This window comes from Sanguibacter keddieii DSM 10542, assembly GCF_000024925.1.
In the GTDB taxonomy this organism is placed as follows: Bacteria; Actinomycetota; Actinomycetes; order Actinomycetales; family Cellulomonadaceae; genus Sanguibacter; species Sanguibacter keddieii.
The window spans coordinates 2,275,779-2,291,020 of record NC_013521.1 but is presented as its reverse complement, the minus strand read 5'-3'; the positions used below and the strand labels follow the sequence as shown (position 1 = coordinate 2,291,020).

Here is a 15,242-nt window from a genome sequence, read left to right as displayed (position 1 = left end):
ATGTGCCATCGAAGGACTTAAGTCCCTTGCTGGGAAGTCGATGAGGGACTGTCGCCTCTAGACGCGGGGCGCACGTCGCCAGAGCCGTCGACAGCCCCCTCCGATCTGAGGACACCTACCCCAGTGAGACCTTCGACGAGCCCTACCGGGCCCCTCTCGACCGCCCACGCACCCTCGCCCGGCAACGCCGCCTCGACCACCTCCGCCCCCGTGACCAGCACCGCGCGACGCAGCCTCGGCCTGCGCGCGCAGCTCCTCGTCATGGGCGTCGGCTCCGTCGCGCTGACCGCGGTGCTGCTGACCGCCGCCGGCGCCTACCAGAGCGCCACGCTCGCCGGGAGGGCGGGCGACGACGTCCGGGCCCTCACGAGCTCCTCCCTGACCACCACGGTCCTGCAGGCCGAGTCTCTCGTCGAGACCCAGGTCGCGACCGTCACCTCCCGCCTGGAGTCCGACCTCGGCGTCGCCCAGCAGGTCCTCGCGACCCAGGGAGCAGTCGAGCTCGGTGCGCCGGTCACCTGGCGGGCGACCAACCAGACCACGGGCGACGCCACCGACGTCACCCTGCCGCGCATGAGCGTCGGCGGGACGTGGCTCGGCCAGAACACCGACCTCTCGACCGCCACGCCCGTCGTCGACGACATCGCCGAGCTCCTCGGCGAGGCCGTGACGGTCTTCCAGCGGGTCGACGGCACCGGCGACATGCTCCGGGTCGCGACGACGGTCCCGACGGCGGACGGTGCGCGGGCCATTGGCACCTACATCGCCGCGAAGGCCGCCGACGGCAGCCCCAACGCCGTCGTCTCCGCGCTGCTGTCCGGCGAGAGCTACTTCGGGACCGCCCAGGTGGTCGGCGAGACCTACGTGACCGGCTACGGGCCGCTCACCGACGCGTCCGGCGAGGTGGTCGGCGCGATCTTCGTCGGCCTGCCGCAGACCGACGTCGACGCTCCGCTGCGCGCCGCGCTCGCGCAGATCGCCATCGGCGACGTCGGCTACGTCACCGTCACGGACGCCGCCGGTGCCTACGTGGTCCCGCCGCCCGGCGCGAGCGAGGGCGACTCGGCCCTCGACGCGACCGACGCCGACGGCTCGGCCTACACCCAGCAGATCACCGATGCCCTCGCCGCTGCCGACGGCGGGCACGTCCAGACCACCGTGACCCTCCCGACCGAGGGGCGGGCCACCGTCGAGGCCGGGTCCTTCCCCGCCTGGGGCTGGACCATCGCCGCCTGGGGCTTCGACTCCGACCTGGAGGCCGTGCCTCGCCAGCTCGAGGCGGGCTCGGCCGAGCTGCTGCGCAACCTCGCGCTCGTCGGGGTCGTGGTCGCCGCCCTCATCGCCGGGCTCGTCGTCTGGGCGTCCGGGCGGATCACCGCGCGGCTCGGTCGGCTCACCGACGCGCTCCGCCGCGTCGCCGGGCGCGACCTCTCGGTGACCGTCGTCCCCGAGGGCTCCGACGAGATCGGCACCATGGGTGTCGCGCTCCGCGAGGCCGTCGACGGGATGCGCACGGCCGTGCAGCGCATGGAGGCCAGCGCCGGGTCGCTCGACGCGACCGCCGAGGGCCTCGGCGGCTCGAGCCGCGCCCTCGAGGGCATCGCCTCCGACGCCCAGGAGCGCGCCTCCGAGGCGGCCGGCTCCGCGTCGGTCGTCTCGTCCGAGGTGCAGGCCGTGACCGCGGCGATGACGGAGATGCGCACCTCGATCGACTCGGTCGGGCACGACGTCCGTGCAGCCTCCGAGCAGGCGGCGCGCGCCGTCACGCTCATCTCCGAGGCGTCGGAGTCCGCCGAGCGGCTCGGCGGGTCGTCGTCGCAGATCGCGGCGGTGCTGCGCACCGTCACGACCATCGCGGAGCAGACCAACCTGCTCGCCCTCAACGCCACCATCGAGGCGGCGCGCGCGGGCGACGCGGGCAAGGGCTTCGCGGTCGTCGCCGGGGAGGTCAAGGAGCTCTCGCAGCAGACCGCACGCGCGATCGACGCGATCACCCCCGTCCTCGACGCGGTGACCACCGACGCCGGCGACGTCACCGTCGGGATCTCCCGCATCGCGCAGGCCATGACCGAGGTCAACGAGCGGCAGTCCTCCGTGGCGGCCGTCGTCGAGCAGCAGGTGATGACCACCACCGAGATCGAGCGCAACCTCGTGCGGGCGGCCGGCAGCTCGACCGACATCGCGGAGAACGTCGCCCTGGTCGCGACCACCTCGCAGGCGACCTCGCAGCAGGTCGGCGAGGTCCGCGACGTCGTCGACGGCCTCGGTCGCGTCGCCGCCGAGCTCGCCGACGGCGTCCGGGAGTTCACGCTCGTCGCACGGTGAGACAGCACCGCCCCGGGACCTCGTCCGGTCCCGGGGCCGTGCTCATCCCGACCGAGGTGCTGATCGGTGCGTCCCGGTGCGGTGCGGTCAGGCCGGGGCGACCTGGTTCACCGCGGCCAGGGCGTTGAGCGTGCGGGGGTACCCGACGAGCGGCAGCAGGACGGTGAGCACGTCGAGCAACGTGGCCCGGCTGTTCCCGACGTTGAGGTTGGCCTGGACGTGCCCGGCGACCTGCGCGTCGGCGCCGCCGAGGGCGGTGAGGATCGAGAAGGTCAGCAGCTCACGTTGCTGCACGTCGAGCCCGCCCCGCGTGTAGTAGTCGCCGAAGCAGCTCGCGGAGAGCAGCTCCTGGAACCGCAGCGCGTCGGCCGGCGCGTTCGTGTACATGCTCTCGACCGTGCTCTTGCCGACGATCCGCTGCTGCACCGCGAGTCCGTCGGTCGCGCGGGTCTCGGGCGTCGTGGTCGACATCCCCTCGAGCGGCAGGGCCACGCCGCGCTCGGTCAGCACGTCGTCGGTCGCACGGACGAAGTCCGCGGCGCGGGCCATCCCGACGTACGCGACCGCCTGGTAGACGACCTCCCTGGCCTGGACGGGCGTCACGGCGTTGTCCAGCGCGGCACGGAGGAGCCCGCGGAACTCGGTGACGGCCCCGACCGCCACGAGGGCCCCGAGCTGGTAGGTCAGCCGGTCCGCGCGGGACAGGTCGGTCGTGACCTTGCGGAGGGTCTCGTCGAGGGCGAGGTCGTCGTAGAACGCGACGAGCTCGGGGTCGGTCTCCGCGAACGGGGACGCCTCGTCCCTGAACAGTGTGGCGCGCTCCGCCCTGGCCGCCGCACCCGGCCGACGGGTCACGCCTGGCCTGCCAGGTCGGCGTCCGAGACGTGCTCGAGCCAGGTCGTGGTCGTCGCGGGGTCGTCACCCGACTCGAGCATCGCCAGGTGCTCCATGAAGCCCTCGCTCCCGGCGGCGTGCCAGTGCTCCTGGCCGGGCGGGGTGTAGAGCGTCTGACCGGCGTGCACCTCGATGACGTTGCCCTCGCGGTCACCGAACCGGGCCACTCCGGAGGTGACGCGCAGGTACTGGCCTCGGGCGTGCGAGTGCCACGCGGTGCGGGCGCCCGGCGCGAAGCGCACCGTCGCGACGGTCATGCGCTGGTCCTCGGTGTGCGGCGCCGCGACGACGTCGAGCCACACGTCGCCGGCGAACTGCTCCGGCGGGTTCTTCACGGTGGGGGTGGTCGGTTCGATCTGCACGCTGCGCTCCTCGGGTCGGACGATGTCTCCTCTCGACCGTACGACCGCGGGCCCCGGGGGAGGGAGGGCCTGTCAGTGCCCCTAGGGCATGCCGTCGGCCACCGGCAGAGGTCCGGCCTCCAGCCCGCGCGCACGGACCATCCCGGTGCCCTCGGCGACGACGCCGTAGACGACGCCCACGAAACCGCCCGAGGCCGACGCCCCGAGCTCGTCGAGCCCCGCGGTGCCCACGGGGACGGGCGCCCCCTCGGCCGGGACCCAGGTGCCGGCCGCTCGCAGCCCGGAGACGTCGAGGACGAGCCGGCCGACCGGCGGACCTGGGACCGTCACCGCGGCGAGCACGTGCTCGTCCCCACCCTCGCAGCTCACCACCACCACCTCGGTCGCCGAGCCGCGAGGACCGACGCCCAGCGACACCCAGGCCGCGCTGCTGTAGCGCAGGGCCAGAGCAGCCGTCGCCCCGTCGGGCACCTCGTCCACCTCGACCTCGAGGCGGGCCGGCAGGTCTGCCAGGCGGTACCCGACGAACGCCGGCCGTCGCTCGGAGAGGCCAGCCCCCGCGTCGATCGTCCATGATCCTCCCGGGCCCTGCTCCGCGACCTCGTCCGGGTACCGACGCACAGCGAGGAGCGATCTCGTGCGGTCGTCTGGGCGCCTGGCGTCGTGCGTCGTGCCGGCCCGGACGGGCCCGACCCGTGGCGCCGGGTGAGATGGCTCGGGCACGAGGCGACCGGCACCGGGGGCGAAGACGGGCCAGCCGTCCTGCCACTCCACCGGCAGCACGAAGGTCTCGCGGCCCAGCACGTCGGTGCCGCCGACGGGCCTGCTCGCCAGGGCGACGGCCCAGGTCGAGCCGTCGGGGGAGTCGACGAGGTCGGCGTGGCCCACGTTGACCACCTCGCTGCCCTGACCGAGGTGCCGGTGGGTCAGGACAGGGTTCCCGGCGTACCCCTCGTACGGTCCGAGCGGCGAGTCTGCTCGGGCCACCGACACCGCGTGGTGGAACGCCGTCCCGCCCTCGGACGCGACGAGGTAGACCTGGCCGTCGCGACGGAACAGGTGCGGACCCTCAGCCCAGACCGCACCGCGCACGGCGCCGCTCCACACGACCCGCTCCTCGCCGACCAGCCGCAGCGACTCGCGGTCCATCTCACGGACCCACACCGACGTCTGCTGGTCCCACTCCTGCGGCTGGGCACCCCGTGTCCCGTGCGCCCAGAGGCGACCGTCGTCGTCGACGAGCAGCGACGGGTCGATCCCCTCGTCGTGCCACCACACCGGGTCCGACCACGGCCCGGCGGCGTCCCGCGCCGTCACCACGAAGTTCCCGGACGCCCCCGCAGGTCCGTCGACCAGGGTGCACAGGACGAGGAACCTCGAGCCGTCGTGCCGGATCGTCGGGGCGAACATGCCGCCCGAGTCCCGCACCGACGACAGGTCGACCTGCCCGGCTCGGTGCAGGGCGTGCCCCACGAGCTCCCAGGACACGAGGTCGCGCGACCTGTAGACCGGCAGCCCGGGCAGGTACTCGAAGGTCGAGGTCACGAGGTAGTACCAGGTGCCCTCCTCGTCGTCGACGCGGCAGACCGACGGGTCGGGGTGGAAGCCCGGCAGCACCGGGTTCGTGGCGCCCCGCCAGGGCAGACGGGAGGCCGGAGGGGTCTCGGGTGCGTCGACGGCGGCACGTCCGTGCGGGTCAGTGGTCGGCATGCGGGGTGAACCTCTCTCGGGTGTCGGTGACGACAGGACGGGACACGACCTCGAGCATCGAGACCAGTGCCCAGGCAGACAGTGCGAGGATCGCGTCGGAGCCGAGCGCGGTCACCCCGACGGCGACGACGAGCAGCGAGACGTGGACCAGGGTCACCCGCCACCGGGCCAGCAGCATCACGGCCGCCACCCGTGCGGCGTCCCGCGTGCGGAAGGAGAAGAAGGTCGTGACCACGAGCATGTGGCCCGACCACAGGACCAGGACCCCGGCCAGCACGAGCGCCACGGGCCGCAGCGCCTCGGCGGCCGGGACCGTGCCGGACGCGAGCACGTCCACCGCCAGCACCGTCGCGGCGAGGACGGTGGGGGCCCACCAGCGCAGCACGTCGACCGCGCTGCGGCGCAGTCCCTGCCAGACGAGCACGAAGGGGCCCTCCTCCGGGTCGTCGCGCCAGCCCCGGACCGCCCAGAGCCCCGCGGCGAGCACCGGTGCGACCGGCAGCTGGGCGAGCACGAAGAACGCCGCGTTGCCGGGAGCGACCGACAGCAGCGACACCACCAGCACCGTCGGGGTGCACCCGACCGCCAGGCACACGGCGAGCGCCGCGTGCTGGTAGACCGCCTGCGCCAGCTGCGACAGCGGACCCGTCGCGACACCGACCTGCGCGGCGCTCATCCCTTGACCGACCCGAGCATCACGCCGGACACGAAGTACCGCTGGACGAACGGGTAGATGCACAGGATCGGGATGATCGTGAGGATCATCGTCACCGCCTGGATGTTCGCCGAGATCGCCGCCGTCGTCGTCCCCGCCAGGGCAGCACCCTCCGACGCCGACGTCGACGCCCCCGCGACGAGGTTGCGCAGGAACAGCGTCACCGGGAACAGGTCCTGGTCGTCCAGGTAGAGGAACGCCGCGAACCAGTCGTTCCAGATCGCCACCGAGTAGAACAGCACCATCGTGGCGAGGACCGCCTTGGACAACGGCAGCACGATGCGCCCGAAGATGCCGAACCACCCGAGCCCGTCGATCTGCGCGGCCTCCTCGAGCTCCCGGGGGAGGTTCTCGAAGAAGGACTTCATGACCAGCAGGTTGAACACCGAGATCGCCCCCGGCAGCACGAGCGCCCACATGGTGTTCTTCATGCCGAGCGACGTGATGAGCACGTAGTTGGGGATCAGACCACCGTTGAAGAACATGGTGAAGACCGCGACCCAGATGAGGAAGGTCCGGCCCCGCAGGTGCTTCTTCGACAGCACGAAGGCGAAGACGGTCGTGAGCGCCATCGCGATGGTCGTACCGACCACCGTGTACTGGACGGTGTTGCGGTAGTTGCGCCAGAACACGTCGTTCTGCGCCACGGCCTTGTAGGTGTCGACGTTGAAGTCCACCGGCCAGACGTTGACCATCCCCGCCTTGATCGCACCCGCACCGCTGAACGACTGCGCCACGACCGTGACGAAGGGGTACAGCATCACCGCGCACACCACGAGCAGGAGGGTGCCGTTCACCCACGTGAACGTCCGGTAGCCACGGCTGTCACGCACGCCCACCGGGCGTCCGCCCCGCGGCGAGGCGGTCGGGGACGTCATCGCGCTCTGGGTCACCACAGGCTCGCTCCTACCACTCGGCGCGACACCAGGTTCGCGCTCAGGACCATCACGAGGCCGATGATCGCCTGGAACAGGCCGATCGCCGCCGCGTAGCTGAAGTTGTTCGACACGAGACCGACGCGGTACAGGTACGTCGAGATGACGTCCGCCGTCTCGTAGGTGAGCGGGTTGTACAGCAGCAGGACCTTTTCGAAGCCGACGTTGAGGAACATCCCGATGTTGAGGATGAGCAGCGTGACCATCGTCGGGCGGATGCCGGGCAGCGTCACGTGCCACGTCTGGCGCCACCGGCCGGCCCCGTCGATCCGGGCCGCCTCGTAGAGCGACGCGTCGACCGTCGACAGCGCCGCGAGGTAGAGGATCGTGCCCCAGCCGACCGTCTGCCAGACCTCGGTCCCGACGTAGATCGCGCGGAACCACTCGGGTCGCTGCAAGAACGGGATCGCCTCACCGCCCAGAGACGTGAAGATCTGGTTGACCGTCCCCTGCACCGACAGGATCTGCATGGTCATGCCGACGATGATCACCACCGACAAGAAGTGCGGCAGGTACGTGATCGACTGGATGGTCCGCTTGAACGCCCGCACCCGCACCTCGTTGAGCATCAGCGCGAGGACGATCGGCAGCGGGAAGCAGAACAGCAGCGTGAGCCCGCCCAGGACCACCGTGTTGGTGAAGACCTTCCAGAACATCGGGTCTGTCGCGAACAGCTCGACGTACCGCAGCCCGACCCACTCGTCCCCGAAGATGTTCCCCCCGGGCCGGAACCGCCGGAACGCGATGACGTTCCCGATCATCGGGACGTACCGGAACAGCAGCAGGAACAGCACCGGGCCCAGCGCCATCGCGTACAGCGCCCAGTCGCGACGCAGCGCCGTCCGCCACGGGACCCGCGACGCCCTCCTGCTGGTTCGCCGACGGTCTCGCGCAGCCGGGGTCTGGCTCTCCTCCCGTGGCGCCGTCGGGGACACCGTCGGGGCGACCTTCCCGTCAGGTGGCGACGTGCTCTCGTGCGTGACTCTCATGACTCACCCCTCCGTGAGGGGCCCCGGGGGAGGGCTCAGGACCAGCACGTCCCTCCCCACGGGGCCGCGTCGCACTGATCAGCCGTTGTCGGCGGCGAAGCGCTCGCGGGCGCCGTTGACGAGGTCCACGTAGCCCGGCAGGCCCTGGCTCTCGAGCTGCGACACGTAGGCGTCCCACTCGCCGAGGTCTCTGTCGCCGAGGATGAACTGCAGGGTCGCCGTGTCGACGGTGTCCTTGAGCGGGGTCCCGAGGAGCGAGGCCTGCTCGAGCTCGAGCTCGTCGAGGGGCGCGGGCGGGAACGGGGCGCGAGGCGTCCTGGTCTCGAGCACCGTGTCGACGTACTCGACGAACTCCGGCTGGTTGTAGGACTCCTTGAGGGCACGCGACTCCGACGACCCGGCGAGGACGTCCGAGCCGAAGCCGAGGTCCTTCTTGATGTCCGTGGTGGAGCCCACGTTGAGGTTGTAGGCCTCGTACGAGTGGTCCGGGTCGAGCGTGATCGTGCCGTCCGCGTCCTTGGTGTAGGTCTCGCCCTCGACGCCCCACTGGAGCATCTCGCGCGCGTCGGGGTTGTAGTAGAGCCAGTCGAGGAACTGGACCGTGCTGCACAGGTCGGGGTCGTCCGCGGCCTGCGAGGTGATCATGAAGCCGTTCCAGAAGTTCCTCGGCTCGACGGTGTCGCCGGAGTCTCCCGTGGGCGGGGCGACCTGGAGGAGCTCGTAGTCGGTGACCCCTGCGGCGTCGAGCGCCGTGGCGAACTCCTGCACCGTGCCCGAGGCGCCGGAGGCCGCGAAGACCTGCTCGGCGGCGACCTTCTCGATCACGGTGCCGGTGCCGTCGTTCGGTGCGACGAAGGACTCGGTGTCGAGGAGGCCGTCCTCGGCGAGCCCGTGGAAGTACTCGAGCATGTCGCGGTACCCGTCCGAGGTCCCGGCGTAGTCGAACTCGCCGGAGGCCTCGTCGTAGAACATGCCGTTGCCGAAGCCCCACCCGGCGACCGTGCCGAAGGCGTGCGCGGCATAGTTGAGCATCGCCGCCCCCTCGAAGCCGTCGGCGAGCGGGAGGCTGTCGGGGTACTTCTCCTTGACGAGCTCGAGACCGGTGCGCAGGTCTTCCCAGGTCTCTGGGGCCGGGGCGCCGACCTCGTCGAAGACGTCCTTGCGGATGATGAGGGTGAAGGTCGGGACCGACACCTCCTGGAGGCCGGGCGCCATGTAGTAGCGCCCGTCGTCCTGACGGAGGTTGTCGAGCATCCCGGTGAGGTCCCACTCCTCGGAGTACTTCTGGAAGTTCGGCATGTAGTCGACGTACTCGCTCATGGGCAGCACGGCGCCCGAGGCCGCGTACTGGCGCTCGTCACCGGTGTAGACGAGCGGGATCACGGTGGGGGCGTCGCCCGCGCTGATGAGGAGGCTGCGCTTCTCGAGGGCGTCGCTGAACGGGATGTGCGTCGTGGTGATGCGGACGTTGGTGCGCTCCTCGATCTCGTCGAAGAGCTGCCAGGTGTCCTTGACGGGGGCTTCGGGCCAGTCGGTCCAGAGCATGCTCACCTCCATCGGCTCGGGGGAGGTGAACTGCTCGTCGGCTGCGTAGTCGTCGACGGCGCAGGTGAGGTCGACGGGCTCGCCGGCGGCGCTGCTGCCGCCACCTCCGCCGTCGGAGCAGGCGGCCAGCGCGAGCGCGGAGACGGCGGCGACGGCGCAGCCGCGGACCAGGAGCGGGCGTCGGCCAGGGGGTGCAGAGATGACAGGAACCATGATTCTCCTCGTTGAGACCGGGTGTCAGTCGTGCAGTCGAACGGGTGTGCGGTGGTGAGCCCCGGAGCCTGGGAGAGACGACCGGCGCGGTCGGTCTCGGGGCGCTCCGAGGAACGAGCAGGCGGTCCTGCTCGCGACGGGTCCCGGCATCGTCGCCGGGTCGTGGGTATGTGACTGGTGCGGGGGAGGCGCAGGACCGGGGCGGCCCGGTGCCTCGGCGTCAGGGAGGTCGCAGGCTGGCGGAGCCGGTCACAGGGTCACCTCGAGGTGCTGCTCACCGGTCCGGAGGTCGAGGTCGGCACGGGCGCCGCCGCTCTCGAGCTCATAGCTCCCGGCGAAGCCGGCGAGCGGGAGCATCCCGTCGGCGTCGGTGCGGACGGTCCTGGGCTGCAGCCACCAGCTGCCGCGGACGAGGTCGTGCAGGGCGTGGTAGGCGGGCTTCGGGCTGCCGTCGGCACGCACCAGCCCGGCCGGGGCGCCGAGCCAGGCACCCGCGTCGCCCATGCCCCAGTAGGTGACGGACGCGACCGCCGGGTGCTCGACGAGCGTCGTGTACAGGCGGACCACCTCGTCGGCCTGGCGCGCCTCGCCCTCGGGCGTGCTCGGCCACGCGTCGACCACGTGGTCGTTGAGGTCGTCGACCTCGGCGGGCATCAGGTCGCCCGAGACGAGCGTGACCTCCGTCCAGTGCAGCGGCAGGCCGAACCTCGCGAACCGGTCGGAGACCTCCCGCAGGTGATCCTCGCCGCGGAAGCCCTGGTGCATGTGGGACTGCAGCCCGATCGCGTCGATCTGGACGCCGGCGTCGAGGACGTCCTCGACCAGCCGCTCGTACTCCGGGCCGAGGTCGAAGTCGTTGAGGACCAGCCGCGGCGACGTCCCGACCGACCGGGCCTCGTCGACGGCGAGGCGCACCATCTCGGTCCGCCCCTTCTCGGCGCAGATCCGGGTGACCGCGTTCGGGACGCCGTCGGGCTCGTTGGTGAACCGCGGCATGATGACCGCCTCGTTGACGACGTCCCACGAGTCGATCAGCCCGGCGAGGTCGCCGACCTCGCGCCGGACCCGCCCGCGCAGCAGGTCCTCGGCCTCCGCCAGCGGCAGCGCGTCGAGCCAGGGCGCCTTGACGGTGTGCCAGACGAGGGGGTGGCCCTTGAGCCGGACGCCCCGGTCGGCGAACCACCGGGCGGTGGCCTGGAGCTCCGCGGTCCGCGGGGCTCCGCGCTCGGGCTCGAAGCGCCCCCAGTAGACGGGGAGCGTCGCCGTGTCGAAGAGGTCGAGCCACAGGCGCTGGTACCCCTCCGACGCGTCGGCGACCTCGAAGGCCGCGCACCCGAGCTCGAGGGCGTGGCGGGTCTGGGCGACCGTCAAGTCCTGGTGCGCTCGCGGGTCTCCGGCGGTGTCGGTGACGCAGACCGTGGCGGTCCCCGTCCGGTGCGTCAGGCTCACGAGAGCCGCCAGGTGCCGGACGGCGTGAGCGGGACGAGCGCGGGGCGGGCGGGCGCGCTGGTGATGGTCGTGCGACGCCCGGAGACTGCGGACTCGAGCAGCCCGGTCATGACCTCCATGACGTGCAGGCCGACCGCGCCGCTGGCTCGGGCCTCGGCAGGGGCTCCGCCGAGCCCGGCGGCCCCCACCATCTCGAGGAGCCCGACGCCGCGCGAGGAGTCGACGAACCCGGCACGGGGCGCGACGGTCTCCCACGCGGTCCCGCCGCGGGTGAGCAGCTCGACCTCGCCGCCGAAGGTGTTCGGGTCGGGGACGGCGACGGCACCCTCGGTGCCGTAGACCTCGATCGGCCGGGCACGCGTCCCGGCGGCGTCGAAGCTCACGGTGACCGTGGAGATCGCCCCGTCGGCGTGCTCGAGGGTCCCGGCGACGTGGGTGGCGACCCCGACCGGGATCACCTCGCCGGCCCGCGGTCCGGACGCGATGGTCCGGGTGTCGCGCAGCCGGCCCGCAGAGCCGGTCACGGCGACGACGGGGCCGAGCAGGTGGACGAGGCTCGTGAGGTAGTAGGGCCCCATGTCGAGCAGCGGGCCGCCACCGGGCAGGTAGTAGAAGTCGGGGTTCGGGTGCCAGGCCTCGTGCCCCGGGGAGACCCAGGTGGCCACGGCCCCGGTGGGCTGCCCGACGAGGCCGGCGTCGACGACGGCCCGCGCCGTCTGGACGCCCGTGCCGAGCACGGTGTCCGGTGCGCAGCCGAGGCGGACCCCGGCGCGCTGCGCGGCGTCGACGACGGCTCGCGCATCGTCGAGCGTCGCGGCGAGCGGCTTCTCCCCGTAGTGGTTGACGCCGCTCGCCGCGCAGGCGAGGGCGACCTGCGCGTGCGCCCCGGGCGTGGTGAGGTCGAGGACCGTCTCGACGTCGTCAGCGGCGAGGAGCTCGTCGACCGTGCTGGCCCGGGTCCCGGGCAGCCGTGCTGCGACCGCCTCGGCGCGCGACGCGTCGAGGTCGGCGACTGCGGCGATGCGGATCCCGGGGTGCTCCGCGAGCGTGGTGAGGTAGGCGTCGAGGATGACGCCCAGCCCGACTACTCCGACTCCGTGCGGCTCGCCCACAGCAGCCCCCTCTCCACGATCGTCCGGACGTTCGGGTCGTCGAGGACCTCGGGCGAGTGCCCGGGGGTGGCGACGAAGACGCGTCCGGCGCCCCAGAGCCGGGTCCACACGGCGGGGGAGGTGACCGGCCGGTGCCACGGGTGCCAGGGGCGGACCGGGTGGGTGGTGGTCGCCAGGACGTCGACGAGGTCGTCGTGCAGCACCCAGTACTGCTCGGTGTCGAGCTCGAAGTCCTCGATCCCGGCGGTGACCGGGTGCTCGCGCCCCTCCGCGGTGATGTTCACCGTGTACCGCAGGTAGTTGTCGCTCGCGTCCCCGGGGCGGTCCTCGGGAGCGCGGCCCGGGTGGGTGGCGAACTGCCCGCCGACCAGCTGGAGGTAGTCCGAGCTGCTGCGGTAGGAGTCGGCGATCCCGCCGTGCCACCCCGCAAGCCCCGTCCCGGCCTCGACCGCGGCGCGCAGGCCGGTGAGCGCGGGTCCGCTGATCTCGGACATGGTCACGCACTGGAGGACGAGGTCGGTGGCCGCCATGAGGTCGGGGTCGGCGTAGACCTCGTTGTCCTCCTCGACCTGGACCTCGAAGCCCTGCTCGCGCAGGAAGGGCACGAAGAGGTCGGTCGCGGCCTGCGGTGCATGGCCGTCCCACCCCCCTCGGACCACGAGTGCTCGGCGTGTCATCTCTGGGCGTTCCTCTCGTCGTGGGTCTCCGCAGCGGCGTCGACGGCGAGGGCCCCGGGCCGCCGGCTGGGCGTCGTCGCCCTGCTGGGTCGGTCCGGAGAGCGGCACCGTCGCCGCGAGAGATCGATCTCTCGGACGATCATGCACGACGGTCTCGGCGATGTCCAGAGGGTGTGCCGAGGTAGCTCGGCAGCCCGCCCGTGCCGGGTCCAGCACGGGCCGTCCGCTTCCCGGTAGGGTCCTCGCGTGGACCCGCTGACGACGCACGCGGACCGGAGCGCCCCGTGACGCTCGGGGCGGTCGCCGCACGACCAGGACCGCTCGCGGAGGTCGTCTCGGTACGAGACCTGCCCGCGCAGCGGACCCTCGGTGACCACGAGGTGATCGTGCGGATGACCTCCGCCGCGCTCAACCCCTCCGACGAGATCACCGTCTCCGGGGCCTACGGCTCGCGCACGCGGTTCCCCCTCGTCCCCGGCTTCGAGGGCGTCGGGGAGGTCGTGCACGCCGGACGTCTCGTGCCGCCGTCGGCGCTGGGGGCGCGCGTCCTGCCGATCGGGTCTGCCGGCACGTGGCAGGAGCTCAGGACCGTCGAGCACCCGTGGTGCGTCCCGGTCCCCGAGAGCCTCGACGACACCTCGGGGTGCTTCGCCTACGTCAACCCGCTCACAGCGGTGCTCCTGGTCGACAGGTACTCGTCTCCGCCGGTGCGGGAGGTCGTCGTGACCGCTGCGACCTCCACCGTCGCAGGCCATCTCGCGGAGCTCCTGGCGCTCCGTGGGATCCACGCAGTCGGCCTGCACCGCCGTCAGCCCGGGTGGACCGACAGCCGGGCAGCACCGTGGAAAGCCCTGGTGAGCACGCAGGACAGCTCGTGGGCCGACCAGGTCCGGGCGGCGACCGGAGGGCGCGGCGTCGACGTCGTCCTCGACTGCGTCGGCGGCACGGTGGGAGACCGGCTCGTGCCGATGCTCCGCCCCGGTGGGGTGCTGGTGCTCTACGGCCTGCTCTCGGGGGTGCCGCTGGCAGGGAGGAGCCTCGTGCCGCAGGACGGTCGCCACGTCGAGATGTTCCGGCTCCGTGACACGGTCCACACGGTGCCGAGACTCGCGCTCCCTGCGCTCTTCGCCCCGGTCTTCGAGCACCTGGACGCCGGGCGCCTGCGCACCGAGGTCACCCGGCGCGTCGCCCTGTCCGACCTGCCCGACGCCTTCCGAGCCGGCCTGCACGCCGACGCGGGTGCGGTCGAGATCCTCACGGCGCCGTGACGTCGTCGGCCTAGACCGAGGCGCGGGTCGTGAGCGTCGTCGGGAGCGTGACCTGCGCAGGCTCGGTCGTCGTGCCTGCGATCATCTGGAGCAAGAGCTCCGCTGCGCGGGCGCCCATCTCCTGGAGCGGCTGGCGCACCGAGGTCAGCGGCGGGTCCGAGGTCGCTGCGACCACCGTGTCGTCGAAGGCGACGACCGAGACGTCGTCAGGGACCCGTCCTCCGGCCGACGAGACCATCCGCACTGCGCCGACCGCGAGGAGGTCGGACTGGGCGAAGATCGCGTCGACCGAGGCGCGCTGGAGCAGCTGTGCGGCGGCGGCAGCCCCCGCGGGCATGCTGAACTCCCCGTGGACGACGGGCCCCGGGGCCAGGCCCCAGGCGGCGAGCTCGTCCAGGAAGCCGCGCAGGCGCTCGGTGACGGGCCGGTACGTCGCGGGGCCGGCGATCGTCGCGAGACGTCGCCGACCAGCCTCGAGGAGCGCCCGGGTCGCGGCACGCGCCCCGCCGTAGTTGTCGCAGTCGACGAAGCTGGCGTCGGCCGCGAGCTCGTCGCTCGTGCGCCCGACGTAGACCACCGGGATGGTCAGGCCGTGCAGCCGGCGGAACAGCGTCTCCGTCTCGTGGTGCAGGATCACGACAGCGCCGTCGACGTGGGGTCCCGTCAGGTACCGGAGCAGCTGGCCCGTGGCGAGCCCGTCGTCGAGGAGCAGCACCGGCTGGCGCCCCTGCGCGAACAGCGTCGTGGTGGCCCCACGCAGCGGCGCACCGACGAACGGGCCAGAGAGGCCGTCCAGCTCGCTGTTCGGGACCACGACGGCGACCGAACCCGTCGACCCGCTGCGCAGGGCGCGGGCTGCGGTGTTGGTGCGGTAGTCGAGCCGCTCGGCGGCGTCGACGACGCGTGCGGCGAGCGCGGGGTCCACGTTCGCCTGCCCGGCCAGCACCCGTGACGCCGTCGCCCGCGAGACCCCGGCGGCACGGGCGACGTCGAGGAGGGTGGGGGAGGCCGAGGGGGTGCGCACGCGTGCATCGTGCCACCTCGACGT

13 protein-coding genes are annotated in these 15,242 nt (G+C 72.5%); 2 read left to right on the top strand and 11 right to left on the bottom strand.

Going from position 1 to position 15,242, the window contains the following annotated elements:
• The first annotated feature begins 123 nt into the window (after positions 1 to 123).
• A complete protein-coding gene (locus SKED_RS10075; RefSeq protein ID WP_012867046.1) occupies positions 124 to 2,325 on the top strand; it encodes a methyl-accepting chemotaxis protein in 2,202 nt (733 codons plus the stop codon).
• Positions 2,326 to 2,412: 87 nt separating this feature from the next.
• On the opposite strand, the gene SKED_RS10070 is transcribed toward SKED_RS10075, so the two are convergent.
• From SKED_RS10070 to SKED_RS10025, 10 genes are all read right to left on the bottom strand, one after another.
• Complete coding sequence (locus SKED_RS10070; protein WP_012867045.1) at positions 2,413 to 3,180, bottom strand: carboxymuconolactone decarboxylase family protein; 768 nt, start codon at positions 3,178 to 3,180, stop codon at positions 2,413 to 2,415.
• Positions 3,177 to 3,581, bottom strand: coding sequence for a (R)-mandelonitrile lyase (locus SKED_RS10065; RefSeq protein WP_012867044.1), 405 nt, complete (start codon positions 3,579 to 3,581; stop codon positions 3,177 to 3,179). The genes SKED_RS10070 and SKED_RS10065 overlap by 4 nt, the downstream gene beginning before the upstream one ends.
• An 81-nt stretch (positions 3,582 to 3,662) precedes the next feature.
• Positions 3,663 to 5,291 (bottom strand): glycoside hydrolase family 43 protein, encoded by a 1,629-nt coding sequence (locus tag SKED_RS10060; protein ID WP_012867043.1) that lies wholly within the window; start codon positions 5,289 to 5,291, stop codon positions 3,663 to 3,665.
• Positions 5,278 to 5,967: a hypothetical protein gene (locus tag SKED_RS10055; RefSeq protein WP_012867042.1), complete on the bottom strand. Its 690-nt coding sequence runs from the start codon at positions 5,965 to 5,967 to the stop codon at positions 5,278 to 5,280. Before SKED_RS10055 ends, SKED_RS10060 begins: the two co-directional genes overlap by 14 nt.
• The gene (locus SKED_RS10050) at positions 5,964 to 6,884 is read right to left on the bottom strand and encodes a carbohydrate ABC transporter permease (protein WP_012867041.1); all 921 of its coding nucleotides are present in this window, start codon (positions 6,882 to 6,884) and stop codon (positions 5,964 to 5,966) included. Before SKED_RS10050 ends, SKED_RS10055 begins: the two co-directional genes overlap by 4 nt.
• 11 nt (positions 6,885 to 6,895) lie before the next feature.
• Positions 6,896 to 7,930, bottom strand: coding sequence for an ABC transporter permease (locus SKED_RS10045; protein WP_081447964.1), 1,035 nt, complete (start codon positions 7,928 to 7,930; stop codon positions 6,896 to 6,898).
• Between the two features lie 78 nt (positions 7,931 to 8,008).
• The gene (locus tag SKED_RS10040; protein WP_012867039.1) at positions 8,009 to 9,688 is read right to left on the bottom strand and encodes an ABC transporter substrate-binding protein; all 1,680 of its coding nucleotides are present in this window, start codon (positions 9,686 to 9,688) and stop codon (positions 8,009 to 8,011) included.
• A 249-nt stretch (positions 9,689 to 9,937) separates the two neighbouring features.
• Entirely contained in the window at positions 9,938 to 11,137 is a 1,200-nt protein-coding gene (locus SKED_RS10035; RefSeq protein ID WP_012867038.1) for an endo-1,4-beta-xylanase, read from the bottom strand.
• Positions 11,134 to 12,249 (bottom strand): Gfo/Idh/MocA family protein, encoded by a 1,116-nt coding sequence (locus tag SKED_RS10030; protein WP_012867037.1) that lies wholly within the window; start codon positions 12,247 to 12,249, stop codon positions 11,134 to 11,136. Before SKED_RS10030 ends, SKED_RS10035 begins: the two co-directional genes overlap by 4 nt.
• Positions 12,222 to 12,926, bottom strand: a complete 705-nt coding sequence (locus tag SKED_RS10025; protein ID WP_012867036.1) for a ThuA domain-containing protein — start codon at positions 12,924 to 12,926, stop codon at positions 12,222 to 12,224. Before SKED_RS10025 ends, SKED_RS10030 begins: the two co-directional genes overlap by 28 nt.
• Before the next feature lie 284 nt (positions 12,927 to 13,210).
• On the opposite strand from SKED_RS10025, the gene SKED_RS10020 reads away from it, so the two are divergent.
• Positions 13,211 to 14,194: a zinc-dependent alcohol dehydrogenase family protein gene (locus SKED_RS10020; RefSeq protein ID WP_012867035.1), complete on the top strand. Its 984-nt coding sequence runs from the start codon at positions 13,211 to 13,213 to the stop codon at positions 14,192 to 14,194.
• A 10-nt stretch (positions 14,195 to 14,204) separates the two neighbouring features.
• Here the strand turns inward: SKED_RS10020 and SKED_RS10015 are convergent, their stop codons facing one another.
• On the bottom strand, positions 14,205 to 15,218 hold the full coding sequence (locus SKED_RS10015; RefSeq protein ID WP_012867034.1) for a LacI family DNA-binding transcriptional regulator: 1,014 nt from the start codon (positions 15,216 to 15,218) through the stop codon (positions 14,205 to 14,207).
• Positions 15,219 to 15,242 lie beyond the last annotated feature (24 nt).